This window comes from Klebsiella sp. P1CD1, from assembly GCF_003790505.1.
GTDB classification, from domain to species: Bacteria; Pseudomonadota; Gammaproteobacteria; order Enterobacterales; family Enterobacteriaceae; genus Klebsiella; species Klebsiella variicola.
In genome coordinates, this window is sequence record NZ_CP033631.1 from 1,897,481 (window position 1) to 1,912,414 (window position 14,934).

Annotated in this window: 10 protein-coding genes; 3 read left to right on the plus strand and 7 right to left on the minus strand. The window is 60.6% G+C overall.

Features of this window, described 5'->3' with window-relative positions:
- Positions 1-403 precede the first annotated feature (403 nt).
- From DTA24_RS09555 to nifH, 5 genes are read right to left on the minus strand one after another with little or no spacing between them, the layout of a single operon-like run.
- Positions 404-1,066 (minus strand): NifB/NifX family molybdenum-iron cluster-binding protein, encoded by a 663-nt coding sequence (locus tag DTA24_RS09555; protein ID WP_039104102.1) that lies wholly within the window; start codon positions 1,064-1,066, stop codon positions 404-406.
- Between the two features lie 10 nt (positions 1,067-1,076).
- On the minus strand, positions 1,077-1,295 hold the full coding sequence (nifT, locus tag DTA24_RS09560) for a putative nitrogen fixation protein NifT (protein WP_004203557.1): 219 nt from the start codon (positions 1,293-1,295) through the stop codon (positions 1,077-1,079).
- A gap of 39 nt (positions 1,296-1,334) precedes the next feature.
- Positions 1,335-2,897 (minus strand): nitrogenase molybdenum-iron protein subunit beta, encoded by a 1,563-nt coding sequence (gene nifK, locus DTA24_RS09565; RefSeq protein ID WP_008804133.1) that lies wholly within the window; start codon positions 2,895-2,897, stop codon positions 1,335-1,337.
- 55 nt (positions 2,898-2,952) lie between these two features.
- Positions 2,953-4,401: a nitrogenase molybdenum-iron protein alpha chain gene (gene nifD / locus DTA24_RS09570; protein ID WP_012541112.1), complete on the minus strand. Its 1,449-nt coding sequence runs from the start codon at positions 4,399-4,401 to the stop codon at positions 2,953-2,955.
- Between the two features lie 16 nt (positions 4,402-4,417).
- Entirely contained in the window at positions 4,418-5,299 is an 882-nt protein-coding gene (gene nifH, locus DTA24_RS09575) for a nitrogenase iron protein (protein WP_123836746.1), read from the minus strand.
- A gap of 404 nt (positions 5,300-5,703) precedes the next feature.
- Here nifH and nifJ point away from each other — a divergent pair, with 404 nt between their 5' ends.
- Positions 5,704-9,219, plus strand: coding sequence for a pyruvate:ferredoxin (flavodoxin) oxidoreductase (gene nifJ, locus DTA24_RS09580; RefSeq protein WP_016161447.1), 3,516 nt, complete (start codon positions 5,704-5,706; stop codon positions 9,217-9,219).
- Positions 9,220-9,235: 16 nt separating this feature from the next.
- On the opposite strand, the gene DTA24_RS09585 is transcribed toward nifJ, so the two are convergent.
- Positions 9,236-9,544 carry an ArsR/SmtB family transcription factor gene (locus tag DTA24_RS09585; protein WP_008804136.1) on the minus strand — a complete coding sequence of 103 codons (309 nt, stop codon included), beginning with the start codon at positions 9,542-9,544 and terminating at the stop codon, positions 9,236-9,238.
- A 240-nt stretch (positions 9,545-9,784) separates the two neighbouring features.
- Between DTA24_RS09585 and fusA the strand changes: the two genes are divergently transcribed.
- Positions 9,785-11,887, plus strand: coding sequence for an elongation factor G (gene fusA / locus DTA24_RS09590; RefSeq protein WP_008804137.1), 2,103 nt, complete (start codon positions 9,785-9,787; stop codon positions 11,885-11,887).
- Positions 11,888-11,992: 105 nt separating this feature from the next.
- Here the strand turns inward: fusA and sbcB are convergent, their stop codons facing one another.
- On the minus strand, positions 11,993-13,417 hold the full coding sequence (sbcB, locus tag DTA24_RS09595; protein ID WP_084441349.1) for an exodeoxyribonuclease I: 1,425 nt from the start codon (positions 13,415-13,417) through the stop codon (positions 11,993-11,995).
- 180 nt (positions 13,418-13,597) lie between these two features.
- Between sbcB and dacD the strand changes: the two genes are divergently transcribed.
- Positions 13,598-14,761, plus strand: a complete 1,164-nt coding sequence (gene dacD, locus DTA24_RS09600; RefSeq protein ID WP_016161444.1) for a serine-type D-Ala-D-Ala carboxypeptidase DacD — start codon at positions 13,598-13,600, stop codon at positions 14,759-14,761.
- The last annotated feature ends 173 nt before the right edge of the window (positions 14,762-14,934 follow it).

Here is a 14,934-nt window from a genome sequence, read left to right on the forward strand (position 1 = left end):
TTGGCGAATGACGGGAAGGGTCGATAAGGTGGAATATTCCGTTCACTGACCTTCCTCACTATTTCATTGCGCCCTCTGCGGGTGAACGGCATGGGGGGCGTTTCGCCCGCCCCCCATGACCCCCAGCATGGCGCTGAAAATTGCCGCTGCGCGGTCCGCTCCACTCCGGCTTCATCTGGCGGAACGGGCGGACTCGACATCCTTGTCTCGACCGCCCTCTGGCCGCCGTCCTGGCGGCCAGTCCTGGATGCGCGCCTGCGTTCTCGCCAATTTTCCTGATGCGCCCAACCCCCGGCTGTTACTTTTGTCCCTGTCCTGCGGCGCTTGCCTTGCTGAAAGAATGTTCCCTGCGGGGGCAAAAAAAGGCCCGCGGGGTCGGCGGGCAACAAGCAAAACGCAACGATTAAAAAACACGTTCCTCCAGAGGGTTATCCCGGTTGAGGCGCTTCGCCAGCCACGGCGGCAGCCGACCGGCCAGCATCGTGCTTACCGCGTCGCACTGAGCCTGAATCGTCGTGCCCGGCGGCGCTTTCATCGGATGGATCTGATGGCGGATCAACCTCGCGGCGGCAGGCCCGCCAATCTCCTGACAAAACAGCAGATGGCAATCCTCCAGCAGCCTGGCGCGCATCTCGCTGGCGTCCGACGCCGCAGAAGAAGACGCATAGCGGCGCAGATCCGCCAGCCAGCTGCCCTGGTCATCGAAGGCATAGATAAAAAACAGCCGGCTCTGGCCAAAATGACCATTGATGGCCAGGCCATCCTGCGAGCAAAAAGCGACCCGCAGCTGCGGCGTTCGCTGAGGGGGGCGGGCGATGCGCAAATGGCCGGGCAGCACCCCCTGCAGGCAGGCGATGACCCGTGCCCAGCGGGCCGGGGACATCACCGCCGTCGCCGAAGGAAAGCTGGCGGCCAGCTGAGGCTGCGTCAGGGTGGTTAACCGTGCCGGGGTCAACGTTTCGCCGCACTCCTGCGCCAGCCAGTCGACGACTTGCACCGGCTGCAGCTCCGGCAGCGTCTGGAACAGCGCCAGCAGACGCCAGAAAAGGGTATCGTTGTCGGACATTTCCAGCTCCTTATAGCAGCGTGCTGCGGGTGGCGCGCAGGCTTATCGGGAAGACGGGTCGCCCCGGCTGCGGATTGACGTAGTAGCGACGTCCCCCCTCGAGGGCAATCGCGCCGCCCCAGCGGTCCGTCTCGTCATGTTCGACCTGGAGCACCCGGGCCTCCAGATCCTGTTTGGCGATATAGGCATACAACGCCTCGCCGCGCTCACGGAAAATCACGATGGGCATACTCCCTCCTGGCCCCGCCTGCGGCGGGGCGCCTGATGGTTAACGAACGAGGTCGAAGCTGTAATCGGTTTTGCCCAACTGGCTGGTGTCGTGGTCCAGTTTTTCCAGCACGGCGTTCACCAGCGTCGTGACGATGTTCATTGCGCCTTCATAGCCCCAGGTGGTCTGGCGGTGCAGATGATGGCGGTCGAACAGCGGAAAGCCCAGACGGATCAGCGGCACTTCGAAGGCTTTGCCTTTCGCCAGGGTATCGCGCTGGATAAACTTGCCGTAGGAGTTACCGATCATAAAGTCCGGCTGACGGGTGAACATCAGCGACCGGAAGTGCCACAGGTCGCAGTTGATGAACACTTCGCTTTCCTGACCGTACGGCGAGGCATCGAGCATTTTCTTCATCGCTTTTTGCCAGCGTTTATTGGCGTTATGGCTGAGGATCACCGTCGGCTCGCAGCCCAGCTCCAGCAGGAAGCGCGTCAGCCCCATTACGAAATCCGGATCGCCGTAGAGGCCGAATTTTTTGCCATGCAGCCAGGTGTGGGAATCCAGCATCATGTCGACCAGCCGGCCGCGCTCCAGGGTCAGAGCGTCGGCGATCGGTTTGCCGGTCAGCTGACTGACGGTCATCAGCAGCGCGTCGGTGGCAGCCAGGCCCAGCGGAACGGCCACCTCGGTGGCGGGCTGGTTCCACATCTCCTGAACCACCTTTTTGCTTTTCACCAGCTGCCACGGCTGCAGCAGCAGGGTGTCAATGGCGTCCGGCGCGGTTTTGATCTCCTGCTGGCTGGTGCCGCCGGCGTACATCCGGTAATGGCCGTCGGCAGGGGTGTCGAGCACCTCTGATGGGTCGGAGAGCAGGCTGCACGGGACATCCATCTGCGCCATCATCCGCTTCAGCACGCGGAAGTTGCCGAGATAGGTCTCAAATCCGGTCACCAGATTGAGCTTTTGCTGTTTGCCCGGCTGCCCGGCGTAGTCAGCGGTAAAGGTCTTCGCGAACCCTTCGAACATATTGTCCCAGCCGGTGACATGGCTGCCGATAAAGCTGGGGGTATGGGCGTAAGGAATGGCGATGCTGTCGTCAACAAATCCCTCTTTTTTGGCGTTGGCGATAAACGCCTGCAGATCGTCGCCGATCACCTCGGCCATACAGGTGGTGGAGACGGCGATAATCTCGGGTTTATACAGCGCGCTGGCATTCTGCAGGCCCAGATTCATGTTGTTGTTGCCGCCGAACACCGCCGCGTCCTCGGTCATGGAGTCGGAGACGCAGGCGACCGGCTCTTTAAAATGGCGGTTAAAGTAGGTGCGAAAATAGGCGACGCAGCCCTGGGAGCCGTGCACGTAGGGCAGGGTGCCGGCGAACCCCAGCGCGCAGAGTACGGCGCCGAGCGGCTGGCAGGCTTTGGCCGGGTCGACGGTCAGCGCCTCGCGCTGGAAGTTCAGCGCTTCATACTCGGCGGTGGTGGTCCAGGCAAAAACCTCCTGCACACGCTGCGCGTCGTGCGCCTCTTCAAGGGTCTTTTTATTCTGGAACAGGGTCTGGTATTCATCCTGTTCAAACAGCGGATAACAGCTGTGAATTTTATCGATCGTTTGGCTCATGGTGTTCTCCTCCCGCGCCACAAATCGGTGGACTGACGGGACAGTGAAGGGGCAATCACGCAGACTTCAGCCACGGGGCAGTCAGTTCGTTCCACGCCGGATTGTTCAGGGTCATATCCATATCGCGGGCAAAGATGGCGAAGCCGTCATAGCCGTGATAGGGGCCGGAATAGTCCCAGGAGTGCATCTGGCGGAACGGCACCCCCATTTTCTGGAAGATATATTTCTCTTTGATCCCGGAGCCGATGAGGTCAGGTTTCAGCGCTTTGACGAAGGCCTCCAGCTCATAGCTGCTGGCATCGTCAAACAGCAGGGTGCCCTCTTTCAGGTCCGGCAGGGTGCGGTCGTAATCATCGTTATGGGCAAACTCGTAGCCGGCGGCGATGATCTCCATCCCGAGATCCTCATAGGCGCCGATGACGTGGCGCGGTCGCAGCCCCCCCATGTACAGCAGCACTTTGCGCCCCTCCAGCCGCGGGCGATATTTGGCGATGATGGCCGCCATCTGCCCCTCATATTTGGCGATCACCGCTTCCGCATTGGCGCGAATGGTGTCATCAAATTGATCGGCGATCTTGCGCAGCGATTCGGCGATTTTGGTCGGGCCGAAGAAGTTATATTCCATCCACGGGATCTGATGTTTCTCCTCCATATGGCGGGCGATATAGTTCATCGAACGGTAGCAGTGGACGAGGTTAAGCTTAACGAATGGGGTGTTCTCCATCTCCACCAGGGTGCCGTCGCCGGACCACTGCGCCACTACGCGCAGCCCCATCTCTTCCAGCAGAATGCGCGAGGCCCAGGCGTCGCCGCCGATGTTGTAATCGCCAATGATGGCAACATCATACGGGGTGCTGGCAAACGGCTGCCCTTCGCGATTGTTCAGCACCCAGTCGCGCACCACGTCGTTGGCAATATGGTGGCCCAGCGATTGCGATACGCCGCGAAAGCCTTCGCAGCGCACCGGGATCACCGGTTTATCCAGCGCCTTGCTGCTGGCGTTGGCCACGGCGCTGATGTCATCGCCGATCAGGCCCACCGGGCACTCCGACTGGATGGTGATCCCTTTGGTCAGCGGGAACAGCAGCTCCATCTCTTCGATCAGTTTGGTCAGCTTTTTATCGCCGCCGAAAACAATATCGCGCTCCTGAAAATCAGAGGTGAAGTTCAGGGTGCCGAAGCTGTCGACACCGCTGACGCCGGTATAGTAGTTGCGCCGTCCGGCGCGCGAGTACTGGCCGCAGCCGATGGGGCCGTGCGAGATATGGGCCATGTCTTTGATTGGCCCAAACACCACCCCTTTCGAGCCCGCATAGGCGCAGCCACGCACGGTCATCACCCCGGGCTGCGATTTACGGTTCGAGATAATGCACTTGCCGACGCTCTCCATCTGCGGATCGCTGATCATCATGTGCTTTCTGCGCTCTTTGCGCGCGGTTTCGGGAAACACCTCCAGGACTTCCTGGATGAGCGCAAGGTTACGTTCGCCTGTTGCGTTGGTCATGGTGAGGATCCTGTGCTCAGGCCGCGTTTTCTTCAGCGGCGGTTTTACCAATGATGCTGGTGTCTTCTTCTTCCATGATGCCGAACCCCATCAGCAGCGATTCCAGCTCGTCCATGGTGCACGGCGTTGGCACCACTTTTTTGGTGTTATTGACGATCTTCTGCGCCAGTTGACGATATTCATTCGCCTGCTGACAGGTCGGGTCGTACTCGATCACCGTCATCCGGCGGATCTCCGCGCGCTGCACAATGTTGTCGCGGGGAACGAAGTGGATCATCTGCGTGCCAAGCTTCTCCGCCAGGGCGATGATCAGTTCGTCTTCCCGGTCGGTTTTGCGCGAGTTACAGATCAGGCCGCCGAGGCGCACCTTGCCGGATTTTGCGTACTTCACGATCCCTTTGGAGATATTGTTGGCGGCATACATCGCCATCATCTCGCCGGAGCAGACGATGTAGATCTCCTGGGCTTTGTTTTCGCGGATCGGCATGGCGAAGCCGCCGCAGACTACGTCGCCGAGGACGTCATAGAAGACGAAATCCAAATCTTCCTCATAGGCGCCTTCTTCCTCGAGGAAGTTGATGGCGGTGATCACCCCGCGTCCGGCGCAGCCGACGCCTGGCTCCGGGCCGCCGGATTCGGCGCAACGGACATCGCCATAGCCGATTTGCAGCACGTCTTCGAGCTCCAGATCCTCGACCGAGCCCACTTCCGCCGCCATCTCCATGATGGTGTTCTGGGCTTTAGCGTGAAGGATCAGACGGGTGGAGTCCGCTTTCGGATCGCAGCCGACGATCATCACTTTCTTACCCATCTCGGCGAGGGCCGCGACGAGATTCTGGGTGGTGGTGGATTTACCGATACCGCCTTTACCGTAGATAGCGCATTGACGCATGGTCATGGTGACTTCTCCTGTTGTTGAGTGTTTGCCAGCAGAGAAGTGCAGGGAACGTACCAGCTGCGAATTTTTGCTCAGTCATTTGATAAATAAGTGTTTTTTTGTAAAACAGCCGTGCCGGGAGGCTGAGCAAACGGCACAATAACGCTACCAAATGTGCGAAACAGAACAATTTCCCGCCACGGGCCCGGCGCGGCGCTTTGTCACCTGTTCAACAGCTTGTCGCGCACAGTGTCTTATTCCCCGCAATCCCGCCGGACGGGCCTGCGCGTTTCTTCCCTTAACCTGTTGAATTGATGAGTGACAGGCGGCAATTCGCGAGCTGGCACAGGCTGTGCTTGGAGAGGTGACAGGGTTTGCCGCGGGCTGCCGCGGTAAAGAGAACGCTCACCTTTGAGGATTGAACGATGTCCGGAAACATGAAAACAATGGATGGCAACACGGCGGCGGCCTGGATCTCCTACGCCTTTACCGACGTGGCGGCCATCTACCCCATCACCCCCTCCACGCCGATGGCGGAAAATGTCGATGAATGGGCCGCTAAGGGGAAAAAGAATCTGTTTGGCCAGCCGGTGCGCCTGATGGAAATGCAATCCGAAGCCGGTGCCGCCGGGGCGGTGCACGGCGCGCTGCAGGCGGGAGCGCTCACCACCACCTACACCGCGTCGCAGGGGCTGCTGCTGATGATCCCCAATTTGTACAAAATTGCCGGTGAACTGCTGCCGGGTGTTTTTCACGTCAGCGCGCGGGCGCTGGCGACCAATTCGCTGAATATTTTTGGCGACCATCAGGACGTGATGGCGGTACGCCAGACCGGCTGCGCCATGCTGGTGGAGAATAACGTTCAGCAGGTGATGGACCTGTCGGCGGTGGCGCACCTGGCGGCGATCGCCGGGCGGATCCCGTTTATCAACTTTTTCGACGGCTTTCGCACCTCGCACGAAATACAGAAGATTGAGGTGCTGACGTATGAGCAACTGGCGACGCTGCTGGACCGGCCGGCGCTGGAGCGCTTTCGTCGGCAGGCGCTGCACCCGGATCATCCGGTGATCCGCGGCACCGCGCAAAATCCGGATATCTACTTCCAGGAGCGGGAGGCCGGTAACCGCTTCTACCTCGCACTGCCCGATCTGGTGGAAAGCTATATGGCGAAGATCACCGCGCTGACCGGGCGGGAATATCACCTGTTTAATTACCACGGCGCGCCGGATGCCGAGCGGGTGATTATCGCCATGGGCTCAGTGTGCGACACCGTCCAGGAGGTGGTGGAGACGCTGAATGCGGCGGGGGAGAAGGTGGGGCTGCTCAGCGTCCATCTCTATCGGCCGTTCTCGCTGGCGCACTTTTTCGCGCAACTGCCCGGCAGCGTGCAGCGTATTGCCGTCCTTGACCGTACCAAAGAGCCGGGGGCGCAGGCGGAACCGCTGTGCCTCGACGTCAAGAACGCCTTCTATCAACGCGACGATGCGCCGCTGATCGTCGGCGGACGCTACGCGCTCGGCGGTAAGGACGTGCTGCCCAACGATATCGCCGCGGTGTTTGACAACCTCAGGCAGCCGCTGCCGAAGGACGGCTTTACCCTGGGTATTGTCGATGATGTCACTTTTACCTCGCTGCCCGCCCGGCAGGAACCGCTGGCGGTCTCCCATGCCGGGATCACCGCCTGTAAATTCTGGGGGATGGGCTCGGACGGCACCGTCGGGGCGAACAAAAGCGCCATCAAGATCATCGGCGATAACACGCCACTCTACGCCCAGGCCTACTTTTCCTACGACTCGAAAAAGTCCGGGGGGATCACCGTTTCGCACCTGCGCTTTGGCGACCGGCCGATCACCTCGCCCTACCTGATCCACCGGGCCGATTTTATCGCCTGCTCTCAGCAATCCTATGTCGATCGCTACGACCTGCTGGAGGGGCTGAAGCCAGGAGGCACCTTTCTGCTCAACTGCAGCTGGTCCGAGGCAGAGCTGGAGCAGCACCTGCCGGTCAGCGTCCGGCGCTATCTGGCGCAGGAAAAGATCGACTTTTATACCCTTAATGCGGTGGACATTGCCCGCGAGCTGGGCCTCGGCGGGCGCTTTAACATGCTGATGCAGGCGGCGTTCTTTAAGCTGACGGCGATTATCGATCCGCAAACGGCGGCAGACTATCTCAAGCAGGCGGTGGAGAAAAGCTATGGCAGCAAAGGGGCGAGCGTCATTGAGATGAACCAGCGGGCTATCGAGCTGGGGATGGCGGCGCTGCACCGGGTGACGGTACCCGCCCACTGGGCGACCCTCGAGGCGCCGGCACCGCAGGCGAGCGCCCTGATGCCGGACTTCATCCGCGATATCCTGCAGCCCATGAACCGCCAGCGTGGCGACCTGTTGCCGGTGAGCGCCTTCGCCGGGATGGAAGATGGCACCTTTCCCTCCGGCACCGCCGCCTGGGAGAAGCGCGGCATCGCGCTGGAGGTGCCGGTCTGGCAGCCTGACGGCTGTACCCAGTGTAACCAATGCGCCTTTGTCTGCCCGCATGCGGCGATCCGCCCGGCGTTACTGAGCGCTGAAGAGCAGGACACGGCTCCCGCCGGGCTGCTGAGTAAACCCGCCCAGGGGGCCAAAGACTATCACTATCATCTGGCTATCTCGCCGCTGGACTGCTCCGGCTGCGGCAACTGCGTGGAGAGCTGCCCGTCGCGCGGCAAGGCGCTGCAGATGGTCTCCCTCGACAGCCAGCGTGCGATGGCTCCGGTCTGGGATTACGCCCTGGGACTGGCGCCAAAAGATAACCCGTTTCGCAAAACGACGGTCAAAGGCAGCCAGTTCGAAACGCCGCTGCTGGAGTTTTCCGGCGCCTGCGCGGGTTGCGGAGAAACGCCCTATGCCCGGCTTATCACCCAGCTGTTTGGCGACCGGATGCTGATCGCCAACGCCACCGGCTGCTCTTCGATCTGGGGCGCCAGCGCGCCTTCGATGCCCTATACCACCAACCATCGCGGCCACGGACCGGCGTGGGCAAACTCGCTGTTTGAGGATAACGCCGAGTTCGGTCTCGGCATGATGCTTGGCGGCCAGGCGATCCGCCAACAGATCGCCGAGGAGCTGACCGCCGCGCTGGCGCTGCCAGTCAGCGACGCGCTTCACGCCGCGATGCGGCAGTGGCTGGCGCAGCAGGATGAGGGGGAGGGGACCCGCGAGCGCGCGGACCGCCTCAGTGCGTTGCTGGCGGCGGAAAAAGAGGGCGTCCCGCTGCTGGAGCAGCTCTGGCAGAACCGCGACTATTTCGTCCGGCGTTCGCAGTGGATCTTCGGCGGCGACGGCTGGGCCTACGATATCGGCTTCGGCGGCCTCGATCATGTGCTGGCCAGTGGGGAAGACGTCAATATTCTGGTGTTTGATACCGAGGTCTACTCCAACACCGGCGGCCAGTCGTCCAAGTCGACCCCGGTGGCGGCGATCGCCAAATTTGCCGCTCAGGGGAAACGCACGCGTAAAAAAGATCTCGGCATGATGGCGATGAGCTACGGCAATGTTTACGTTGCCCAGATCGCCATGGGCGCCGATAAAGATCAGACCCTGCGGGCCATCGCCGAGGCCGAGGCCTGGCCGGGACCGTCGCTGGTGATCGCCTATGCCGCCTGTATCAACCACGGCCTGAAAGCCGGGATGCGCTGCAGTCAGCGCGAGGCGAAGCGGGCGGTGGAGGCGGGATACTGGCACCTGTGGCGCTATCATCCGCAGCGGGAAGCCGAGGGCAAAACGCCGTTTATACTGGACTCCGAAGAGCCGGAAGAGAGTTTCCGCGACTTTTTGCTCGGCGAGGTGCGCTACGCCGCGCTGCACAAAACCACGCCGGATCTGGCGGACGCGCTGTTCCGGCAAACGGAGGACGATGCCCGGGCCCGTTTCAGGCAGTATCAGCGGCTGGCGGGAGAGGAGTAGGCTGTCGGTTAGCGATTCACGGCTGCTGCATCACGTTCAGCAGCGTATCCAGCAGGCCGGGAAAACGGGCGTCCAGATCTTCCCGGCGCAGCGAAATCATGTTCTCCCGTCCCTGAGGCCGTTGCCAGATCACACCGCTGTCGCGCAGGACGCGCCAGTGGTGGGTCATGGTGGACTTGGCCACCTCTTCCTGGCGCAGAGCGTTGCAGCTCAGCTCGCTGCCGTCGGCCAGCGTGCGGATGATCTCCAGTCGCAGTGGGTTACCGAGCGCGGAAAGGACATTTTCCAGGCGAATTTGTTCTCGTTCGGGGTGATTGGCGATCATAATAATCCTGTGTCGGCGGTGGCGCGGCGCATGGCAGCCGCAGCCCATATCGGCGGCTGGCGGCTACTATACCCAAACTCCGGTTCTGATGCCACGCGCGCCGCCGCAACCTGACCAATCGTAATAATAGCAAAAATAGTTCGAATATACTCGTACAGTTGTACTATGATAGGCGGCAGTTAAATGAACTGCGGATCATTCCGACCGCAGACTGACAGTCAAAACGACTAAGGACGCATCATGCCCCGACCCATCCCCCTCGAACGTTATCGCAACATCGGTATCTCCGCGCATATCGATGCCGGTAAAACCACCACCACCGAGCGCATCCTGTTTTACACCGGGATGAGCCATAAGCTGGGTGAAGTACACGATGGCGCGGCAACCACCGACTGGATGGCCCAGGAGCAGGAGCGCGGGATCACCATTACCTCGGCGGCGGTAAGCTGCTTCTGGCCGGGTATGGACCGCAGCTTCGAGCCGCACCGGATCAATATCATCGACACCCCGGGGCACGTGGATTTCACCATTGAGGTGGAACGTTCCATGCGCGTGCTCGACGGCGCGGTGATGGTGTATGACTCCGTCGGCGGGGTGCAGCCCCAGTCAGAGACCGTCTGGCGCCAGGCGAATAAATACCACGTTCCGCGGCTGGCCTTCGTCAACAAGATGGACCGCCCCGGGGCGGACTTCTTCCGCGTGGTGCAGATGATGATCGACCGTCTGAAGGCTAACCCGGTGCCGATTGTGATCCCCATTGGCGCCGAAGAGCATTTCACCGGCGTTGTCGATCTGGTGAAAATGCGCGCCATCCTGTGGGATGACGCCACCCAGGGCATGACCTTCAGCTATGGGCCTGTCCCTGACGATCTGCTGGCGACGGCACAGCAGTGGCGGGAGAAAATGGTCTCGGCGGCGGCGGAAGCCAGCGATGAGCTGATGGATAAATACCTGGAAACCGGTGAGCTGGACGAGGCGGAGATCGTTGCCGGTCTGCGCCAGCGCACGGTGAAGGGGGAAATCCAGGCGGTGCTCTGCGGGAGCGCCTTTAAAAACAAAGGCGTGCAGCGCATGCTCGATGCGGTGGTGGAGCTGATGCCGTCGCCGCTGGATATTCCGGCGATACAAGGCGTTGATGAGAAAGGCCAGCCGGCGGAACGCCATCCGAGCGACGATGAGCCGCTGTCGGCGCTGGCGTTTAAACTGATGACCGACCCCTACGTCGGCCAGCTGACCTTTATCCGCGTCTACTCCGGGACGCTGAAGAAAGGCGATGCGGTGTGGAACCCGGTGAAGGGCAAGAAAGAGCGCATCGGGCGTATCGTGCTGATGCAGGCCAACGACCGCCACGAAGTTGACGAACTGCACGCCGGGGATATCGCGGCCTGCGTCGGTCTGAAGGATGTGACCACCGGTGATACGCTGTGTGATCCGGATGCGATCATTACCCTCGAACGGATGGAGTTTCCGGAGCCGGTGATTTCGCTGGCCATCGAGCCGAAGACCAAAGCGGATCAGGAGAAAATGGGCATCGCGCTGCAGCGGCTGGCGGCGGAAGATCCGTCGTTCCGTCTACATACCGATGAAGAGTCTGGCCAGACGATTATCTCCGGCATGGGCGAGCTGCATCTGGAGATCATTGTCGACCGGATGAAGCGCGAGTTTGGCGTCGAGGCCAACATTGGTCGTCCGCAGGTCACCTACCGCGAAACCCTGCGCAAGAAAGTGACGGACGTGGAAGGCAAATTTGTGCGCCAGTCCGGCGGCAAAGGGCAGTACGGGCACGTCGTGCTGACCCTGGAGCCGCTGGAGCCGGGCAGCGGTTTCGTCTTCGAGGACGCCACCAAAGGCGGCGTGGTGCCACGCGAGTACATCCCTTCCGTGGAGAAAGGACTGCGCGAAGCGATGGGCACCGGCGTGCTGGCGGGCTATCCGGTGGTTGACGTGAAAGCGACCCTGACCTTCGGGTCGTACCACGACGTGGACTCCTCGGAGATGGCGTTCCGCATGGCGGCGATCTTTGGCTTCCGGGAAGGCGCGCGCAAAGCGGATCCGGTGATCCTTGAGCCGGTGATGCACGTCGAGGTGGAGACGCCGGAAGAGTACGCCGGGAATATTATGGGCGATCTCTCTTCCCGTCGCGGGATGGTGCAGGGGATGGAAGAGCGCTTCGGCAGCCAGATCATCCGCGCCGACGTGCCGCTGGCGGAGATGTTTGGTTATTCCACCACGCTGCGCTCGATGTCTCAGGGACGGGCAACCTACAGCATGGAGTTCCACCATTACGCGGAAGCGCCGCGTAATGTGGCGGATGAAATCATCGCCAGCCGCGCGAAAAGCTAAGCAACGTTCCCGGGTGCGACGCGAGGCGTCTTACCCGGGCTACGAGTCCAGCCATCGTTTGTAGCCCGGGTAAGGCGTTAGCCGCAACCCGGGAATGTCAGCCAATCAGACAATATCCTGTGCGTATTGCCACAGCGCCTTCAGCTGCGCCAGCTTCTCTTTATCATCCGCATACTGCTGATACAGCATCTGCAGCTCATCGGCATAGGCCTGCAAAAACTCTGGCGTAAACACCTGACGACGGTGCTCTAACCAGCGCTGCTGCTCATGTTCATCGAGCGTGCCGGGGAAGTTGCGCGCCCGGTAGTTAAACAGCAGGCGTTCGATACGCTTATCGGCGAAGGTAATATCCAGCGCCGGCAGATTGCGCGGTTCGGTTTCCAGCACGATTTTCATCGCCGCGCGATCGGCATCGCTAAAGAACCCATTGTAAAGCTGGGCGTCGACGTTTTCGGACGGCACGAACGGCTCGGCTTCGGCATAGACCGCCACCACTTTCTCGCGCACCTGCGGATTCGCCCGCAGCAGCTGGGCATTCTCCAGACAGCGCTGAATGGAGATCCCCAGCCGGTCGGCATCCAGCGGGCGCAGGGTATTGGCCTGAGCCAGCACCGGACATTTATTGAGATGCACCAGCTTGATCGGCGCCGCCGGCAGATCGCCAAGCTCGGCGCGCGGGGTGTAAAGCCGCTCGCGCAAGGCATCGGCATCGAGCTCCAGCAGCGGCGCCATATCGCCCGCCAGATCGACCATAATCACCGCATTGCGGTTTTCCGGATGCCAGGCCAGGGGCGCCACCAGGCTGGTGTTGCCGCGCGCGGCGCCAAACATGCCGGAGACATGCACCAGCGGTTTCATCTGCGGCACGTCGATGAGCGTCGCCAGCTTGCGCTTATTGCGGTGGCTGTAGAGATAATCAAACAGCCGTGGCTGCTGGGTTTTCACCAGCTTCGCCATGGCGATGGTGGCGTACACATCGGCCATCGCATCATGGGCGTTCTGGTGTTCAATACCGTTGGCGACGGTCAGATGTTCAAGCCGGAAGCTGGGCAAACCCTCGTCATTCTCCGGCCAGGTGATCCCTTCCGGACGCAGGGCATAGCAGGCGCGCATCACGTCGAGCAGATCCCAGCGCGAGTTATCGTGCTGCCAGCTCCAGGCATAAGGGTCATAGAAGTTGCGATAAAAGATATTCCGCGTCACTTCGTCATCAAAGCGCACGTTGTTATAGCCGACGATGCAGGTTTGCGGCACCGTGAACAGATCGTGGATGCGGCGGGCAAACGCGGCCTCATTATCCCCTTTGGCCAGCGCTTCCTGCGGGGTGATCCCGGTGATCATCACCGCCTGCGGCTGCGGCAGATAATCGTCAGCGGGCTTGCAGTAAAACACCTCGGGCTCGCCGATCACGTTCAGCTCCGCGTCGGTGCGGATGGCGGCGAACTGCGCCGGCCGGTCGAGGGAAGGGCTGGTGCCGAAGGTTTCATAATCGTGGAATAAAAATCCGGGCTGGTTGACGCTATCTTGCATAGTCTGTTCATTATCCGTGGTGGCGTGCGACCGGTATGGTAAACGATTTGCCCGGTCATCAGAAGGGTAACGGCAAGCAACTTCCTCTGCTGTGTCATATTTTCTTGCAATTAAACCCTGATATGAAACGCGAAGTTCCGTAAAAAGGACGGCGGATCTGTAAATCTAGAGGATATGCCGTTGAAAGGCCGTTTGTTTATTGCTGTATCTTTGCTCGCTTCGAGCGTTTCCTGCGCATTTGCCGTCGACTTCCCTGCTACGGTCGCGCCACCGGCTATTCAGGCTGGCTCCTGGGTGCTGATGGATTACACCACCGGTCAGGTCCTGACCGCGGGTAACGAACATCAGCAGCGCAATCCTGCCAGTCTGACCAAACTGATGACCGGCTACGTGGTCGACCGCGCCATCGACAGCCATCGTATCACCTTTGACGACATCGTCACCGTGGGTAAAGACGCCTGGGCGAAGGGCAACCCGGTGTTCGACGGGTCATCCCTGATGTTCTTAAAACCAGGGGATCGGGTCAGCGTCCGCGACCTCAGCCGTGGGCTGATTGTCGACTCGGGTAACGACGCCTGCGTCGCGCTGGCCGACTATGTCGCCGGCGGCCAGCCGCAGTTTGTCGCCCTGATGAATCAGTATGTCGAAAAACTGCACCTGCGGGACACCCATTTCGAAACCGTCCACGGCCTCGACGCTCCGGGCCAGCACAGTTCGGCCTATGACCTCGCGGTGCTGTCGCGGGCGATTATTCATGGCGAACCTGACGTCTACCACATGTACAGCCAGAAAAGCCTGACGTGGAACGGGATCACCCAGCAAAACCGTAACGGTCTGCTGTGGGATAAAACCATGAACGTCGATGGCCTGAAAACGGGCCACACCTCGGGCGCCGGGTTCAACCTGATCGCCTCGGCGGTGGATGGCCAGCGCCGGCTGATCGCCGTGGTGATGGGGGCGGACAGTCCGAAAGGCCGCGAGCAGCAGGCCGCTAAACTACTGCACTGGGGGCAGCAGAACTTTGACACCGTGCAGGTGCTGCAGAAAGGCCAGAAGGTCGGCACCGAACGCATCTGGTACGGCGATAAAGAGCAGATTAAGCTCGGCACCGATCAGGATTTCTGGTTAGCGCTGCCGAAGGCGGAAGTGTCGCGGATTAAAGCGAAATATGTGCTGGATAAGAAGGATCTGGAGGCGCCGATCGCCGCCAACCAGCGGGTCGGCGAGATTTCGCTGTATGACGGCGACAAGGTGGTGGGGCACTATCCGCTGGTCACCCTCGAAAGCATCAATAAAGGCGGGGTGTTCTCGCGAATGAGCGATTACCTGCACCACGAGCTGTAACCATGATAACCGCCTCTTTGCAGGCGGTTTTTTTTCGTCTGTCGCTCCTGCTGGCGGGGCGCCTGTTTTTTCAGCAGTGTGATGGCGACTCTGTGAATTCGCGCACATACTGAGGGGGGATCTCCTGTTAAATTAACTGTATATTCATACAGTCATTTATCCCCAAAGGAGGC